This window comes from Brachymonas moutaii (nom. illeg.) (genome assembly GCF_049977365.1).
Classification (GTDB): Bacteria; Pseudomonadota; Gammaproteobacteria; order Burkholderiales; family Burkholderiaceae_C; genus Brachymonas.
In genome coordinates, this window is the sequence record NZ_JBNGEN010000002.1 from 73885 (window position 1) to 88358 (window position 14474).

A 14474-nucleotide genomic window follows, 5' to 3' on the forward strand; every position below is an offset into this window, starting at 1 on the left:
GGAACCTGCAGGCCGGCAAAACCGCTGCCGCCGATGGTGGTCGTGGCCGGTGCGTCATGGGGAATTCGGTCGAGGGCGCTCATGGCTTCTCCGTGGCGTGCGCTGCAGGAGGCGCTGGCTCGTGCATGAGATGGATGAAGACATCCTCCAGATCCGGCTTGCGGATCTCGATGTCTTCCACGGTCACTCCTGCCTCGCGCAGCACGGCCAGATCGTGCTCGATCTCTGCAGGGGTCTGGGCTGGCAGCTCCACCGAGCGCCCGGTCTTGCGGGCACGGGCCGCCAGTTCGGGCGGAAGGCTGCCATCGGTCTTGAAATGCAGCATGGTCGAGGTCGCGCTCGCCAGCAGGGTGCTGGTTTTTTCCAGGGCGATGACGCGCCCGTTCTTGAGCATGGCAAGGCGGTGGCACAGGGCCTCAGCCTCCTCGAGATAATGCGTGGTCAGCAAGACGGTATGGCCCTTGCGGTTGAGGTCGGCCACGAACTGCCACAGTGTCTGGCGCAGTTCGACGTCGACGCCTGCCGTGGGCTCGTCGAGCACGATCACGGGAGGACGATGCACCAGCGCCTGGGCCACCAGCACCCGCCGCTTCATGCCGCCCGAGAGCTGGCGCATGTTGGCGTCCGCCTTGTCTGCGAGACCCAGCCCTTCGAGCAGGGTATCGATCCAGGTGTCATTGTGGTGCAGGCCGAAATAGCCCGACTGGAAGCGCAGCGCCTCGCGCACCGTGAAGAACGGGTCGAACACCAGCTCCTGCGGCACGATGCCCAGATGCCGACGGGCCTGGGCGTAGTCGGTGCGCACATCAAAGCCGTGCACCCGCACGGTTCCGGAGGTGGCCTGTGCAAGGCCCGCCAGAATGGAGATCAGTGTGGTCTTGCCTGCACCATTCGGCCCCAAGAGGCCAAAGAACTCTCCGTGGGCAATGTCGAAGCTCACATGATCGAGCGCCGCCACGGCAGGCACATGTCCGCGTGGCGGATAGGTCTTGGTGAGCGATTGAAGGGAGACAGCAGGCATAAGGCAGCAATTGTAGCTTTCCGGCGCCCTGCCCACCGTCCACCCCACGCATCGCGGCAGATCAGGTCTGCTGCGAGACCTTGATGGTGGGGAACTTGTGCGTATAGTCACGCCCCGATCCGGCAATCTCGGCCGCGACGCGGCGCGCGATGTCGCGGTAGATGCCGGCTTCCGCACTCGCGGGGGCAGCCACCACAGTGGGCTGTCCGCCATCGGCCTGCTCTCGAATCTGCAGCGACAAGGGCAGCGCACCCAGATATTCAAGACCCTGTGCCTGCGCCAGGCGCTTGCCGCCTTCCTGACCGAAGATGTGCTCCGCATGACCACACTGGCTGCAGATGTGCACGGCCATGTTCTCCACGATCCCCAGAATGGGCACTCCCACCTTCTGGAACATGTTGATGCCCTTCTTGACGTCGAGCAGCGCAATGTCCTGCGGGGTAGTGACCATCACCGCCCCCGTCACCGGCACCCGCTGGCTCAGGCTGAGCTGGATGTCGCCCGTGCCGGGAGGCATGTCCACCACCAGATAGTCGAGCTCGTCGTCCGGTGCCGTGCCCCAGTGGGTCTGGTGCAGCAGCTGGTCGAGCGCCTGGCTCGCCATGGGGCCACGCCAGATCATGGCCTGGTCGCCCTCGATCAGGAAGCCAATGGACATCACCCGCAGGCCATGGGCCACCAGAGGCTCCATGAGCTTGCCGTCCAGGCTCTCGGGACGGCCCTGCACGCCCAGCATCATGGGCATGCTGGGGCCGTAGATGTCGGCGTCGAGCACGCCCACGCGTGCGCCCTCCGCCGCAAGCGCCAGGGCCAGGTTGGCCGCAGTGGTGCTTTTGCCCACCCCGCCCTTGCCGGAGGCCACCGCCACCACATTGCGCACGCCTTTGATGAGCTGGATGCCGGACTGCACCACATGGGGCACGACCTCGGTGCGGATGTCGACCGCCACCTCCCGCACGTCCGGCAGAGTGCGGGCCGCCGCCTCCAGTTCGGCCCGGATGCGGGCATGCTGGCTCGCGGCCGGATACCCCATGACCAAGGTGAAAGACAACCGGCCCTGCGTCCAGACAAGATCCCGGATCGTGCGTTCATTGACCAGGCTCTGGCCACATTCGTCCCTGACACCAGCCAGTGCCTGCAGAAGAGGAGCGGGTATGCTCATTGCGAATATCCTATGCGGTGAAAATCAGAACGACGGCCAGCTTGCCCCGGGAGAGACGCCCGTTCGCACAGAAGGACTCCATGCCCCTGCGCGACCGACCTCCTCCGCGATCACTGCCGTCCCGACTGCCCCGCAGTGTAGCCAATGCCACCATGTCCCCACACCGATGCGGTCATGGAAAGGGCCGCCGGGGGTGTCCTGCAGCCAAAGGGGCGCCGCCCCATGCCGGGCCACGGCACCCCGTTTAGAATCGGAACCCTGGGCCCGGACATCCGAGGATGCCGCTGCCCCACGCATGCCATGGCCCTGCCGGAACCAGGTTGCCCATCATTGCCCATTTCCGTTCCGTCGATCGATTCTCCCTTCCGCATCATGTCGCGCAAACTCTTCGTCACCACTGCCCTGCCCTATGCCAACGGCACCTTTCACATCGGCCACATCATGGAGTACATCCAGGCTGACATCTGGGTGCGCTTCCAGCGCATGCAGGGCAACGAGGTCAAGTTCGTGGGCGCGGACGATGCCCATGGCGCCCCCATCATGATCGCCGCCGAAAAGGCCGGCATCACCCCACAGCAGTTCGTGGCCAACATCGCGGCGGGCCGCCGCCAGTACCTCGAAGGCTTCTACATCAGCCACGATCACTGGTACAGCACCGACAGCCCCGAGAACACCGAGCTCGCCCAGGCCATCTACCGCAGCATCAAGCAGGCCGGTCTCATCGCCACACGCACCATCGAACAGTTCTACGATCCCGAGAAGGGCATGTTCCTTCCGGACCGCTTCATCAAGGGCGAGTGCCCGAACTGCGGTGCCCATGACCAGTACGGCGACAACTGCGAGGTCTGCGGCGCCGTGTACGCCCCCACAGAGCTGCGCAACCCCTACTCGGCCCTGAGCGGCGCCACCCCCGTGATGCGGACGAGCGAACACTACTTCTTCCGCCTGTCCGATCCGCGCGCCGTCGCCTTCCTGCAGGAATGGACCGCCAGCCAGAGCCGTCCGGGCGTGCCCCATGTGCAGCCCGAAGTGCTCAACAAGATCCGCGAATGGTTCACCCCCGACGAGAACGGCCACACCCAGCTTGGCGACTGGGACATCTCGCGCGATGCCCCGTATTTCGGCATCGAGATTCCCGACGCTCCGGGCAAGTACTTCTACGTCTGGCTCGATGCCCCCATCGGCTATCTGGCCAGCCTCAAGCATCTGCTGGGGCAGCAGGGCATCGACTATGACACCTACGTCAACGACCCTGCGGTGGAGCAGTACCACTTCATCGGCAAGGACATCATCACCTTCCACACCCTGTTCTGGCCGGCCATGCTGCATTTCAGCGGCCGCAAGACGCCCACCGGGGTGTTCGTGCATGGGTTCCTGACCGTCAACAACGGCGAGAAGATGAGCAAGAGCCGCGGCACCGGCCTGGATCCGCTCAAGTACCTGAGCCTGGGAATGAATCCCGAGTGGCTGCGCTACTACCTCGCTGCCAAGCTCAATGGCCGCAACGAGGACATCGACTTCAATGCCGACGACTTCATGGCCCGCGTCAACAGCGACCTCATCGGCAAGTTCGTCAACATAGCCAGCCGCTCGGCGGGTTTCCTGAGCAAGCGCTTCGGGGGGCGGCTCGGCACGCTCGACGCCTCCGGCAGCGCGCTGCTTGCGGACCTGCAGCAGGCCGGCGCAACCCTGGCCGACCTCTACGAAAAGCGCGACTATGCCCGCGCCGTGCGCGAGATCATGGCCCTGGCAGACCGCGTCAATGCCTATGTCGACCAGAACAAGCCCTGGGAGCTGGCCAAGTCGCCCGAGCAGTCCGAGCGCCTGCATCAGGCCTGCAGCCTGTGCATCGAGGCCTTCCGCGTGCTGGCCATCTACCTCAAGCCCATCCTGCCGCAACTGGCGGCCGAAGTGGCACAGTTCCTCATCGTGCCACCCGAGAACTTCGCCGATGCGGCGCGGGCACTCGGCGCAGAGCACCAGCTTGGTGACTTCAGGCACCTGATGCAGCGCGTCGACGCCAAACAGCTAGACGCCCTGTTCGGCGTGGCCGAGCCTCAGGCAGCCCCTGCCAAAAAGGCCGCCCAGACCGCAGCCCCTGCTGCCTCCGCCTCCGATCCGTCAGCTCCAGGTGGCGAGCCCATTGCAGACACCATCGGCATCGACGACTTCGCCCGCATCGACCTGCGCATCGCGCGCATCGTCGCCTGTCAGGCCGTGGAAGGCTCCAGGAAGCTGCTGCAGCTCACACTCGACGTGGGCGAAAAGGACGATGCCGGACAGCCCCGCACCCGCAATGTGTTCAGCGGCATCGCCAGCATGTATGCGCCCGAACAGCTGGTGGGCAAGCTCACCGTCCTCGTCGCCAACCTCGCTCCGCGCAAGATGAAATTCGGCCTCTCCGAAGGCATGGTGCTGGCCGCCAGCCATGCCGACGAGAAGGCCCACCCAGGCATCTACGTGCTCGAGCCCTGGGAAGGCGCGCAGCCCGGCATGCGCATCCACTGATCCACTGCTCCCCTTGCCGGTCAGCCCTGGCCGCCCGGCAAGGCTCCGTCCCATGTACCGTGTGTGGTTCCGTCCCTTTGCCGATCTGGTCAGCCTGCAGCGCACACCGCAAAAGGATCTGCGCCTGGGCATCGTGCTGACCTTCATTGCAGGAGCCACCAACGCCGGTGGCTTCCTGGCCGTGGGGCAATACACCTCCCACATGACAGGCATCATCTCGCATGTGGGGGATGAATGGGTGCTGGGCCATTGGCGACCTGTCATCATCGGCCTGCTGGCCTTTGTCTTCTTCGTGCTGGGCAGCATGTTCTCCACCTGGTGCATCCAGTGGTCGCTGCGCCGCCGGCTGCGGAGCGCCTATGGGCTGCCCTTCCTGTTCCAGGCGGCGTCCATGGTGGTGTTCGGATTCTTCGGAGCGGCCATCACCCGTACCGGCCATCTGCTGGTGCCCCTGACCGTGCTGCAGCTGTGCTTTCTCATGGGCATGCAGAATGCAGCCTACGGCCAGATCACCCTCAACAACGCACGCAGCACCCACATCACTGGCATGACCACCGATCTGGGCATCGAGCTCGGACGCCTGACCTACCGCAACCGCATGCCCGGTCCCCACAGGGTGCTGGCGCACCGCTTCAGACTCTGGTCGCAGGTCTGGATGCTGGCGGCCTTTCTTGCCGGCGCCATCGTCGGCTCATGGGGATTCAACCGGGTGGGCTACATCACCATCCTGCCCTTTGCCTATGCGCTGGTCCTGTTCTCTGCCGCCACCCTGCAGGACGATCTGCGCAAGCTGCGGCGTCTGTACCGGCTGGCTCACCGTCAGCGCCAGACCTGACAGAAAGAAGAAGGAGCCAGCCAGATCCGTCGCCTGTCACCTGTTGCATCCCGGTTTTTGAGGCGCGAGAGCCCCTCCATGAACGGCCCTTTCTTCTCGTCAGGGCTTGCCGGCCGTGGAGCTCATGTCCTGGGGATCCTCGCCGATTGCGGTCGACACCACAGCCAGATCCGCATCGAACGTGGCCGTGAACAGGCTCGCGGCACCGTGCCCCTCACGGAAACGCCATGTGTAGACCGTCTGATGCTGCAGCGGATATGGCGTCACCCTGGCAGGCTGTCCCAGCAGTTTGCGCACATCCTCCATGGGCATGCCCGGCTGAACCCGGGCAAAGTTCTCGCGTGTGAGCACCTGTCGCAGCGCCGTCACCTTGCCATCCTGGCCGATGGTGATCATGTAGTTGGTGGTGCCCTGGGGCTGCCGGTTGTATTCGAACACCCGGGCGCCATCCGGCCCATCCCAGATGTTGGCAGGCTTGCCCCAGCGCGCCAGCACTTCGCTCTCGGTCGTCACATCCTCCTCCGTGCCAGCCACGCGGTCGTTGTCGCACCCTGCCAGCACCAGCATGACCCCCATGCCGGCTGCAAGCAGAAACCGGCGCCCGATACCCTCGCGAACCGCAAAAAATCCACCCATGCATACGCTCCATTCGCCACGCCCCTCGGCGCCGCACGAAGACAGCCTACCATGCGCCCCATCCGCTAAAATGGCGACAACTGTAAGAATATGGACGTCCATGCTTCCTCCGGGAGTCGATGAGGGAGTTTTCCAACCATCCGCGCTGAGTCCCATGCGCCCGGCGCCCTCATCTCTTGCTCTGTTCCACCGGCAGCCCGTCCGCTTCCCTTTTCTGTATCTTCATCATGAGCATCTTCCGCCGCCCCGACTACCAGTCTGACGCCACCCGTTTCCTCAAGGAACTCCACAAGGAACGCCCCGGGCTGGATGAGCGCCAAATGGCAGGCCGTGCCCTGCTGTGGGACAAGGACATCAACCGCGAACTGCAGTCCGAATTCAAGGCCGGTCGCGTGCCCCAGAAGCCCTACGTCTACCAGACCAGCGGAGAGTGACCACCAGGTCCCTGTCTGCCGATACAGCGGCATCCCCGCCCCCTGGCCTGGCGTCCTCCTCAAGAACAGCCGTGCCTGCTCTTCCCTGTGCTCCGGACGAAGCAGATATGCCCGAGGCGGTTGACCATGTGGCCGTGGCGCGTCTGTACGGGGAACCGCTGTTCAACGTCCCGCAGGATCTCTACATCCCGCCGGAAGCTCTGGAGATCTTCCTCGAAGCCTTCGAGGGGCCCCTCGATCTGCTGCTCTATCTGATCCGGCGGCAGAACTTCAACATTCTCGACATTCCCATGGCTGCCGTGACGCGGCAGTATCTCGAATACGTCGAGGAAATCCGCAACCGCAATCTCGAACTTGCCGCCGAATACCTGCTCATGGCGGCCATGCTCATCGAGATCAAGTCGCGCATGCTGCTTCCCCCACGCCGCACACCCGAAGGCGAGGAGCCGGAGGACCCACGCGCAGAACTCGTCCGGCGCCTGCAGGAGTACGAACGCATCAAGCTGGCTGCCGCACAGCTCGCCACCCATCCACAGCAGGGGCGCGACTTTCTCCCCGCCCACGCCACCAGGTCGCAAGCCCCCGAGCTGCTGCGGCCCAGCGTGGGCCTGCAGGAACTCCGCACCGCCCTGTCTGACATCTTTCGGCGGGCTCGTCTTGTGCAGACCCACCGCATCACGCGCGAGGAACTCAGCGTGCGTGAACACATGACGCTGGTGCTCAGAACGCTGCAGGGACGACGTTTCGTGGCCTTCGAGGATCTGTTCGACCTCACCCGTGGAGTGCCCGTGCTGGTCGTCACCTTCGTGGCGTTGCTGGAACTGGCCAAGGAGTCGCTGGTCGACATCACCCAGGCGGCAGCCTACGCTCCTATCTATGTGCGCCTGGCGTACATCCCCGCCTGAGTCCCGCATTCCGATACGGACTGCTTTCTGCTGCCGCGATCCAGCCGGCAAGGCAGAAGCCGCTGTTCCGTTCGGCCACCCATGGCCGTCGCACACTCATCCGTGTTCACTGCGGGCATCACGCTCCATCAGCATGACCGCCGTCTCCACGGGGCTGATGCTCCCGTCGAGCAGCGCCACCACGCACCGGGTGATGGGCATATCCACCCCGAGCGACTCGGCACGCGCCAGCACCGTGCGCGCGCAATACACCCCCTCGGCCACATGGCCCAGGCTGCGCACAGCCGCATCGGCATCGAGCCCCTGCGCCAGCAGCAGCCCCACCCGGCGATTCCGGCTGAGGTCGCCGGTCGCCGTCAGCACCAGATCGCCCATGCCACTCAACCCCATGAAGGTGGTCTCGTCCGCCCCCAGCGCCACCCCCAGACGTGTCATCTCGGCCAGCCCACGGGTCAGCAGCGCTGCCCGGGCATTCTGGCCGGGCATGATGCGCGCGGATGCCAGCTGCGCCTGCTGGGCAGCCAGACCATCGAGCACGCCGGTGGCGATGGCCAGCACGTTCTTGACGGCACCGCCAACCTCCACCCCCATCCAGTCCCGGCTGCTGTAGACACGCATGTCCCGTCCGTGCATGGCGCGAACGGCAGCACGGCAGACGGCTTCATGCGGGCTGGCCGCCACCAGTGCCGTGGGCTGGCGACGCGCCACCTCCTGTGCAAAGCTCGGCCCACTCAGCACGCCTGCCACCAGATCGGGAACCACCTCGGCCATGACCTCATGCGGCAGCAACCCCCAGGGTGCGCCCGGACGCGCCTGCTCGAAGCCCTTGCACAGCCAGACCACCGGAACGGGTGAACCGCGCAGGGCCGTCAGCTGCGCACGCAATCCCGCAACAGGGCAGGCAATGACCACCAGGTCACAGGCTGCCACCTCGACAGCCCCCGCCAGCCCAGCCCGGGTCTGCAGCCCTTCAGGGAAATCAGCACCGGGCAGATAGCGCGCATTGGTGCGCTGGAGCTGCATGGCTGCGGCATGGTCCTCATGACGCGCCCACAGCGTCACCTCGTGATGCCGCGCCATCTGGATGGCCACCGCCGTACCCCAGGCCCCGGCCCCCAGCACGGCAATCTGCATGGGGCGGGAAGAAGGAGAAGGAAGCGTCGTCATGGGAAGCTCCGGACAGCGTGTCTGGAAAAGAGAGGAAAACCGGAACCTGCCTCCTCATGCAAGGAGACAGAAAGACAGGGGGCACAGAAAAAACCCCGCGCAGCGATTGCCTGTCGCCCACGGGGTCGGAAGCAGCGCTGCATGCGCTCCTTTTTACTGCATCGACGTGGCGCCGTCTGCAGCGGCCGCAGCCTGTTGCTGCTCGTACATGGCCTGGAAATTGATCTCGGCCAGATGCACGGGCGGGAAGCCGGCACGCTGCACCAGATCGGCCACATTGCCGCGCAGGTAGGGGAACACGATCTGCGGGCAGGCCACGCTCAGAATGCCGCCCATCTGTTCTTCGGGAATGTTGCGAATCTCGAAGATACCCGCCTGCTTGGCTTCCACCAGGAACACGGTACGGTCATCGGAAAGCTTGGTCTGCACCGTGGCCATCACCGTCACTTCGTAGACGCCTTCGGCGATCTCCTCTGCTCCCAGAGAGAGCTGGATCTCGACGTTGGGCGTTTCCTGCTCCAGCAGGATGGCCGGCGAATTGGGCTGTTCGAGCGATGCCTCCTTGAGGTACATGCGCTGGATGCTGAACACGGGATCTGCAATCTGGGAATCGTCGGCCATGATGGAAATACACCTTGTGTGTGGAAAGCATCCATTATGGCAGGGTGCCAATGCAGTCCCCGAGCCCTGCAGGTGCAAGGACTGAACAGGATCAAGAAACGTCCCGTCCCTGCCGCCCCGCTCCCAATCCGTCCGTCAGTGTCCCTGCTGCAGGAGAGGCATGAGCCCTCCCTGCTGATCGAGCGCAATCAGATCATCGCAGCCACCGACATGCCGGTCACCGATGAAGATCTGCGGCACCGTTCTGCGCCCGGTGATTTCCATCATGCGCGCGCGCTGGGCAGCATCCTGGTCGACGCGGATCTCCTGAATGTCCTCCACCCCCCTGTTCTTGAGCAGCTGCTTGGCCCGAACGCAATAAGGGCAGAACGCGGTGGTGTACATCGTGACTTGTGACATGGCAGAACCTTCTGGAATCTCCGGTGGGACTTTCCTGTCCCCTGTGCAGGCAGAAAACGGTCCGCATTCACCGCCTCAGCGGGACGCGGCTCCCTTGACGACCGGCATGTTCGCATTTTTCCAGCCGCCCATGCCGCCAGCCACGGAAAAGGCCTGCTCATAGCCCAGTTTTCGGGCGACCTGCATGGCACGGGAAGAGCGCACGCCCGATGTGCAGATGAACATCACCGGCACATTCTTGTTTTTCACCATCTGCGGAAGGCGGGCTTCCACTTCAGCCAGGGGCAGGTGCCTGGCCTGTGCAATGTGCTCGGCCGCGTAATCGGCGGCATCCCGCACGTCGATGAGCACGCCCTTCTCGCGATTGAGCTTCTGTACCGCCTCCGAGACCGCAATGCCGGCCTGCCCCATGCTTCCGGAAAGCGTCTGCCAGAGCAGCATGGCTCCGGAACCGACGGCAACCAAGATCAACATCCAGTTATGAACAACGAAATCCACCACAATTTTCTCCAAACGGCTGCCCGGAATTTCAGGCGTCAGCGGGAGATTCTAAAATAGACAGATTGCCCACCGGGGCCCACCCCGGCACCTGCCGCGTTTCAGGCGGCAGAAAAGGCCTTCTTTCGCAGTTTTCTCATCAACGACACGCACACCATGTACCAACTCGTTCTGATCCGCCATGGCGAATCCACCTGGAACCTCGACAACCGTTTTACCGGCTGGATGGATGTCGATCTCACGCCCACGGGCATTGCCCAGGCCCAGCAGGCCGGCAAGCTGCTGACCGAGGCCGGTTTCGAATTCGACCAGGCCTATACGAGCGTGCTCAAGCGTGCCATCCACACCCTCTGGCACTGCCTCGATTCCATGGATCGCCCCTGGCTGCCGACGCAGTGCTCCTGGCGCCTCAACGAGCGTCACTACGGAGGACTGCAGGGACTCGACAAGGCCGAGACCGCCCGCAAGTACGGAGATGATCAGGTGCTGGTCTGGCGCCGCAGCTACGACGTGCCGCCGCCCGCGCTCGAGGCCGACGATCCGCGCTCGCAACGCAGCGACATCCGCTATGCCGGCCTGCCCACCGAAGACATTCCCCTGACCGAATGCCTCAAGGACACCATTGCGCGGGTGCTGCCCTTCTGGAACGACACCATTGCCCCTGCCATCCTGTCCGGCAAGCGCGTGCTGGTCGCCGCCCATGGCAACTCGATCCGTGCCCTCATCAAGTACCTGGACGGCGTTTCCGACTCCGACATCGTGGGACTGAACATTCCCAACGGCATCCCGCTCGTGTATGAGCTCGATGCCGACCTCAAGCCGATCCGCCACTACTACCTCGGCGACAGCGCGGCGGCCGAAGCCGCAGCCAAGGCAGTGGCGCAGCAGGGCAAGCAGTAAGCAGGTGCCATGAACCGGCTGCGCCCCCACTGCGCAGCCGTTGCACTGGCTGGCATAGGTGGCACTGGCCCAATGCCAGCCTGCCCACGGCGCCTCTGGCGCCGTTTTGCATGGCCGCTGACTTCGCGTTACACATGATTCGCCCCTGTGCTCCCATGGGGCTGACGTGCAGCGTGTATAGTCTTCCGTGTCCCTGTGGGCAGGAGCCGGCTCGAGGAGCCTGCTGGTGTCTTCGTGCAGATCGACCTCCATGGCCCCCGGACACTTTCCACACAGATTGAGATGGCCACCTCTCGCACGGCCAGGCAGCAGAAGGGTTGATTCATGGGTTCCAAGTTGAAAGCGGCAGGGTGGGTATCGATCGGAGTGCTCACGGGGGCCCTGGCCACCGTGTCGGTCCAGACCGCCGCGCGCAGCACCACGACCCCGCTTCCGCTCGACGAGCTCCAGCAGTTTGCCGCTGTGTACGGCATGATCAAGAGCAACTACGTCGAGCCGGTTGACGACAAGAAGCTCATCACCGATGCCATCTCCGGCATGGTGTCCGGCCTCGATCCGCATTCCCAGTATTTCGACAAGCAGTCGTTCAAGGAATTCAAGGAAAGCACGAGCGGCAAGTTCGTCGGGGTAGGCATCGAGATCAGCCAGGAAGACGGCCTCATCAAGGTCGTGTCCCCCATCGAGGGGTCTCCTGCCGACAAGGCGGGCATCAAGGCCGGCGATCTCATCACCCGCATCGACGACAGGCCCGTGCGCGGCATGTCCATCAACGATGCGGTCAAGCGCATGCGCGGCAAGGCCAACACCAAGGTCACGCTGCTGATCTTCCGCAAGGCAGAGAACCGCACCTTCCCGGTCACCATCACCCGTGCCGAGATCCGCACCCAGTCGGTGCGCGCCAAGATGATCGAGCCCGGCTATGGCTGGATCCGCATCACCCAGTTCCAGGAACGCACCACCGAGGACTTCGTCAAGAAGGTGGAGGATCTGTACCGCCAGAACCCCGACATGAAGGGGCTGGTGCTCGACCTCCGCAACGATCCTGGTGGCCTGCTCGAATCGGCCGTGGCCGTGTCCTCGGCCTTCCTGCCTGCCGACAGCGTGGTGGTATCCACCAAGGGCCAGATTCCCGAAAGCAACACCGTCTACCGCGCCACCCCGCGCGACTATGTGCGCTCCTTCCTGGGCAGCGACCCGCTGCAGGGTCTGCCCCCCGCACTCAAGAAGGTGCCGCTCGTCGTGCTGGTCAACGAAGGCTCTGCCTCTGCAAGCGAGATCGTGGCTGGCGCCCTCAAGGACCACAAGCGCGCCATCATCATGGGCAACCAGACCTTCGGCAAGGGCTCCGTGCAGACGGTGCGCCCGCTGGGTCCGGATACCGGACTCAAGATCACCACGGCGCGCTACTACACCCCAAGCGGCAAGTCGATCCAGGCCACCGGCATCGTGCCCGACATCCTGGTCGATGAAACCCCCGAGGGCAGTCCCTACGCCATCCTGCGCACGCGGGAAGCCGACCTCGACCACCACATCACCAACGGCACAGGGGCTGGCAAGCCCGATGCCGCGGCGGACAAGGCCCGTGAAAAGGCCCGCGACGAAGCCCTGCAAAAACTCGAGAGCGAAGCCAAGAAGAAGCCCGAAGACCTCAAGCTGCCCGAATACGGCAGCGACAAGGACTTCCCGCTGATCCAGGCCCTGCGCAAGCTCAAGGGCGAAACGGTCGTGGTCAGCAAGACCCTCACGGTCCGCACGCTCGATGCCAGCGACAAGACCTCGAATGCCGACCACACGGCCAAGGCCGCACGCAAGCCGGCCTCCGCCCCCAGCCAGGTGGCTCCTGCTCCCGTGCATCGTCCGTCCCAGCCTGCCTCGCACTGAGACGGGGATCTGATGGCGCCTCCTCGCGGCGGTGTGCTCCACGGAGCTGCCACCACCGGAGGGGGCGCACGGGCTTTCCCTTCTTCCACGAAGGCATGAGGCCCGGCCCCCTGCCTTCTCTCCTGGCCCTGAATCTGCCTGCACTGTCCATGAACGACGCACAGCTCCTGCGATACTCCCGGCATCTCATGCTCAATGAAATCGACGTGGAGGGGCAGGAGCGCCTGCTTGCCGCCCGTGCACTCATCGTGGGTGCGGGCGGGCTCGGTTCTCCCGCCGCGCTGTACCTGGGAAGCGCAGGGGTGGGGCACCTGACCATCGTGGATGACGACACGGTGGACGCCACCAACCTGCAACGCCAGATCGCCCATACGCAGTCGCGCATCGGCCTGGAGAAGGCCCTGTCGATCCGTGAGGCCGTGCAGGCCATCAATCCCGACGTCGTGGTCGAGCCAGTGATCGCCCGTGCCGATGAAGCCCTGCTGGCGAAGCTGGTGCCTGCGGCCGATGTCGTGCTGGACTGCACGGACAACTTCCTCACACGGCAGCGTGTCAACCGTGCCTGCGTCGAGGCAGGCAGGCCCCTGGTGTGGGGAGCCGCCATCCGTTTCGATGCCCAGCTCGGTGTCTATGATCCCAGGCAGAAGGACAGTCCCTGCTACGCATGCACCTTCGATCCCGCCTCAGCACCCACCGAAGAGCGCTGCGCCACGATGGGTGTCTTTGCCCCGCTGGTGGGCATGATCGGAAGCATGCAGGCCGCCGAGGCCATCAAGCTGATCTGCGGCATGGCAAGCGATCTCACCCGCTCCATGCTGCTCGTCGATGCCAGAGGCATGCGCTTCATGCCCATCGGGCTGTCATGCCGCAGCGACTGCCCCGTCTGCGGGAATCCGGCTCACGGTCACTGAGCCGGCGACGAGCCCTCCCCTTCCTCAGTCACACTGCGGCATGGGTACGGCCTGACAGTGCTGGAAGGCATCGGCACGGGTCTTGCCGCCTTCGATCTTGTAGCGTCCAAAGCAGGCCTCGCTCTCCTGGTAGGCGCGCATCTGGCGCTCGCAGGCTTCCCGGTTGGTGACCTGGCGTTCCGTGGAGGCATCCGACATGGCGGATCCGCCAGTCGAGCCTTTCTGCGCACTGCTCGCCGGAGTGGACGCGGCATGCGCCGGTCGGGCAGCAACCTTGGGCGATACGGCAAAACCGCCGTTCTGCACCTGGACATGCAGCAGTCTGGCCTTTTTGCGATAGGCAGGAGGCACCACATCGCCTATATGCACCGCGCCGCGGGAATCGGTCCAGCGGTAGATATCGCCGGCATGAGTGAGGGCGGCAGCCCCCATGGCGGCCGCGGCCATGAAACCGATACGGAAAAATCGTGACATCACAGGGTCTCCAGGGCATTTCCATGCGCCCAATGACGCATTGTAGGCAGCTGCTTCCGATTTTGCGGCAGAGAGATGCAAGGGCATGGCACGTGCAGCAGCGCCTGCATTGGACGTGGCTG

At 64.4% G+C, this 14474-nt stretch carries 15 protein-coding genes; 7 read left to right on the plus strand and 8 right to left on the minus strand.

All coding sequences use genetic code 11. The annotated features are described in order from the left end of the window. Window positions 1-79: 79 nt before the first annotated feature. Both ACP2WS_RS04010 and apbC read right to left on the minus strand, forming a co-directional pair. Window positions 80-1021, minus strand: coding sequence for an ABC transporter ATP-binding protein (locus tag ACP2WS_RS04010; protein WP_374493086.1), 942 nt, complete (start codon window positions 1019-1021; stop codon window positions 80-82). 61 nt (window positions 1022-1082) lie between these two features. Next, entirely contained in the window at window positions 1083-2183 is a 1101-nt protein-coding gene (gene apbC, locus ACP2WS_RS04015) for an iron-sulfur cluster carrier protein ApbC (RefSeq protein WP_374493087.1), read from the minus strand. Between the two features lie 369 nt (window positions 2184-2552). On the opposite strand from apbC, the gene metG reads away from it, so the two are divergent. Further along, the gene (gene metG, locus ACP2WS_RS04020) at window positions 2553-4691 is read left to right on the plus strand and encodes a methionine--tRNA ligase (RefSeq protein WP_426459775.1); all 2139 of its coding nucleotides are present in this window, start codon (window positions 2553-2555) and stop codon (window positions 4689-4691) included. A gap of 52 nt (window positions 4692-4743) precedes the next feature. Further along, entirely contained in the window at window positions 4744-5526 is a 783-nt protein-coding gene (locus tag ACP2WS_RS04025; protein WP_374493089.1) for a YoaK family protein, read from the plus strand. 99 nt (window positions 5527-5625) lie between these two features. On the opposite strand, the gene bamE is transcribed toward ACP2WS_RS04025, so the two are convergent. Beyond that, a complete protein-coding gene (gene bamE, locus ACP2WS_RS04030; RefSeq protein ID WP_426459634.1) occupies window positions 5626-6162 on the minus strand; it encodes an outer membrane protein assembly factor BamE domain-containing protein in 537 nt (178 codons plus the stop codon). Between the two features lie 227 nt (window positions 6163-6389). Here bamE and ACP2WS_RS04035 point away from each other — a divergent pair, with 227 nt between their 5' ends. Both ACP2WS_RS04035 and ACP2WS_RS04040 read left to right on the plus strand, forming a co-directional pair. Next, window positions 6390-6596: a DUF3460 family protein gene (locus ACP2WS_RS04035; protein WP_374493093.1), complete on the plus strand. Its 207-nt coding sequence runs from the start codon at window positions 6390-6392 to the stop codon at window positions 6594-6596. A gap of 107 nt (window positions 6597-6703) precedes the next feature. Continuing rightward, window positions 6704-7501 carry a segregation and condensation protein A gene (locus tag ACP2WS_RS04040; protein WP_426459776.1) on the plus strand — a complete coding sequence of 266 codons (798 nt, stop codon included), beginning with the start codon at window positions 6704-6706 and terminating at the stop codon, window positions 7499-7501. A 96-nt stretch (window positions 7502-7597) separates the two neighbouring features. Here the strand turns inward: ACP2WS_RS04040 and ACP2WS_RS04045 are convergent, their stop codons facing one another. From ACP2WS_RS04045 to ACP2WS_RS04060, 4 genes are all read right to left on the minus strand, one after another. Beyond that, window positions 7598-8635, minus strand: a complete 1038-nt coding sequence (locus ACP2WS_RS04045; RefSeq protein ID WP_426459777.1) for an NAD(P)H-dependent glycerol-3-phosphate dehydrogenase — start codon at window positions 8633-8635, stop codon at window positions 7598-7600. A 186-nt stretch (window positions 8636-8821) separates the two neighbouring features. Then, complete coding sequence (gene secB / locus ACP2WS_RS04050; RefSeq protein WP_374493096.1) at window positions 8822-9289, minus strand: protein-export chaperone SecB; 468 nt, start codon at window positions 9287-9289, stop codon at window positions 8822-8824. A 135-nt stretch (window positions 9290-9424) separates the two neighbouring features. After that, window positions 9425-9688, minus strand: a complete 264-nt coding sequence (gene grxC, locus ACP2WS_RS04055; protein WP_426459635.1) for a glutaredoxin 3 — start codon at window positions 9686-9688, stop codon at window positions 9425-9427. A 75-nt stretch (window positions 9689-9763) separates the two neighbouring features. Further along, a complete protein-coding gene (locus ACP2WS_RS04060; protein ID WP_426459636.1) occupies window positions 9764-10162 on the minus strand; it encodes a rhodanese-like domain-containing protein in 399 nt (132 codons plus the stop codon). Between the two features lie 180 nt (window positions 10163-10342). Between ACP2WS_RS04060 and gpmA the strand changes: the two genes are divergently transcribed. The 3 genes from gpmA to ACP2WS_RS04075 all read left to right on the plus strand — a co-directional run bounded on the left by gpmA (window position 10343) and on the right by ACP2WS_RS04075 (window position 13878). After that, a complete protein-coding gene (gene gpmA / locus ACP2WS_RS04065; protein ID WP_374493101.1) occupies window positions 10343-11086 on the plus strand; it encodes a 2,3-diphosphoglycerate-dependent phosphoglycerate mutase in 744 nt (247 codons plus the stop codon). Between the two features lie 324 nt (window positions 11087-11410). After that, window positions 11411-12967 carry a S41 family peptidase gene (locus tag ACP2WS_RS04070; protein ID WP_374493103.1) on the plus strand — a complete coding sequence of 519 codons (1557 nt, stop codon included), beginning with the start codon at window positions 11411-11413 and terminating at the stop codon, window positions 12965-12967. Window positions 12968-13116: 149 nt separating this feature from the next. After that, window positions 13117-13878 (plus strand): HesA/MoeB/ThiF family protein, encoded by a 762-nt coding sequence (locus tag ACP2WS_RS04075; RefSeq protein ID WP_426459639.1) that lies wholly within the window; start codon window positions 13117-13119, stop codon window positions 13876-13878. Window positions 13879-13902: 24 nt separating this feature from the next. Here the strand turns inward: ACP2WS_RS04075 and ACP2WS_RS04080 are convergent, their stop codons facing one another. Beyond that, window positions 13903-14352, minus strand: a complete 450-nt coding sequence (locus ACP2WS_RS04080) for a DUF4124 domain-containing protein (protein ID WP_426459641.1) — start codon at window positions 14350-14352, stop codon at window positions 13903-13905. Window positions 14353-14474: the final 122 nt, after the last annotated feature.

What these genes read in the sequence shown, in the direction of transcription:
- ACP2WS_RS04010 (WP_374493086.1), bottom strand. Translation starts at nt 1,021, where the DNA reads ATGCCTGCTGTCTCCCTTCAATCGCTCACCAAGACCTATCCGCCACGC.
- apbC (WP_374493087.1), bottom strand. Translation starts at nt 2,183, where the DNA reads ATGAGCATACCCGCTCCTCTTCTGCAGGCACTGGCTGGTGTCAGGGAC.
- ACP2WS_RS04025 (WP_374493089.1), top strand. Translation starts at nt 4,744, where the DNA reads ATGTACCGTGTGTGGTTCCGTCCCTTTGCCGATCTGGTCAGCCTGCAG.
- bamE (WP_426459634.1), bottom strand. Translation starts at nt 6,162, where the DNA reads ATGGGTGGATTTTTTGCGGTTCGCGAGGGTATCGGGCGCCGGTTTCTG.
- ACP2WS_RS04035 (WP_374493093.1), top strand. Translation starts at nt 6,390, where the DNA reads ATGAGCATCTTCCGCCGCCCCGACTACCAGTCTGACGCCACCCGTTTC.
- ACP2WS_RS04040 (WP_426459776.1), top strand. Translation starts at nt 6,704, where the DNA reads ATGCCCGAGGCGGTTGACCATGTGGCCGTGGCGCGTCTGTACGGGGAA.
- ACP2WS_RS04045 (WP_426459777.1), bottom strand. Translation starts at nt 8,635, where the DNA reads ATGCAGATTGCCGTGCTGGGGGCCGGGGCCTGGGGTACGGCGGTGGCC.
- secB (WP_374493096.1), bottom strand. Translation starts at nt 9,289, where the DNA reads ATGGCCGACGATTCCCAGATTGCAGATCCCGTGTTCAGCATCCAGCGC.
- grxC (WP_426459635.1), bottom strand. Translation starts at nt 9,688, where the DNA reads ATGTCACAAGTCACGATGTACACCACCGCGTTCTGCCCTTATTGCGTT.
- ACP2WS_RS04060 (WP_426459636.1), bottom strand. Translation starts at nt 10,162, where the DNA reads ATGTTGATCTTGGTTGCCGTCGGTTCCGGAGCCATGCTGCTCTGGCAG.
- gpmA (WP_374493101.1), top strand. Translation starts at nt 10,343, where the DNA reads ATGTACCAACTCGTTCTGATCCGCCATGGCGAATCCACCTGGAACCTC.
- ACP2WS_RS04070 (WP_374493103.1), top strand. Translation starts at nt 11,411, where the DNA reads ATGGGTTCCAAGTTGAAAGCGGCAGGGTGGGTATCGATCGGAGTGCTC.
- ACP2WS_RS04075 (WP_426459639.1), top strand. Translation starts at nt 13,117, where the DNA reads ATGAACGACGCACAGCTCCTGCGATACTCCCGGCATCTCATGCTCAAT.
- ACP2WS_RS04080 (WP_426459641.1), bottom strand. Translation starts at nt 14,352, where the DNA reads ATGTCACGATTTTTCCGTATCGGTTTCATGGCCGCGGCCGCCATGGGG.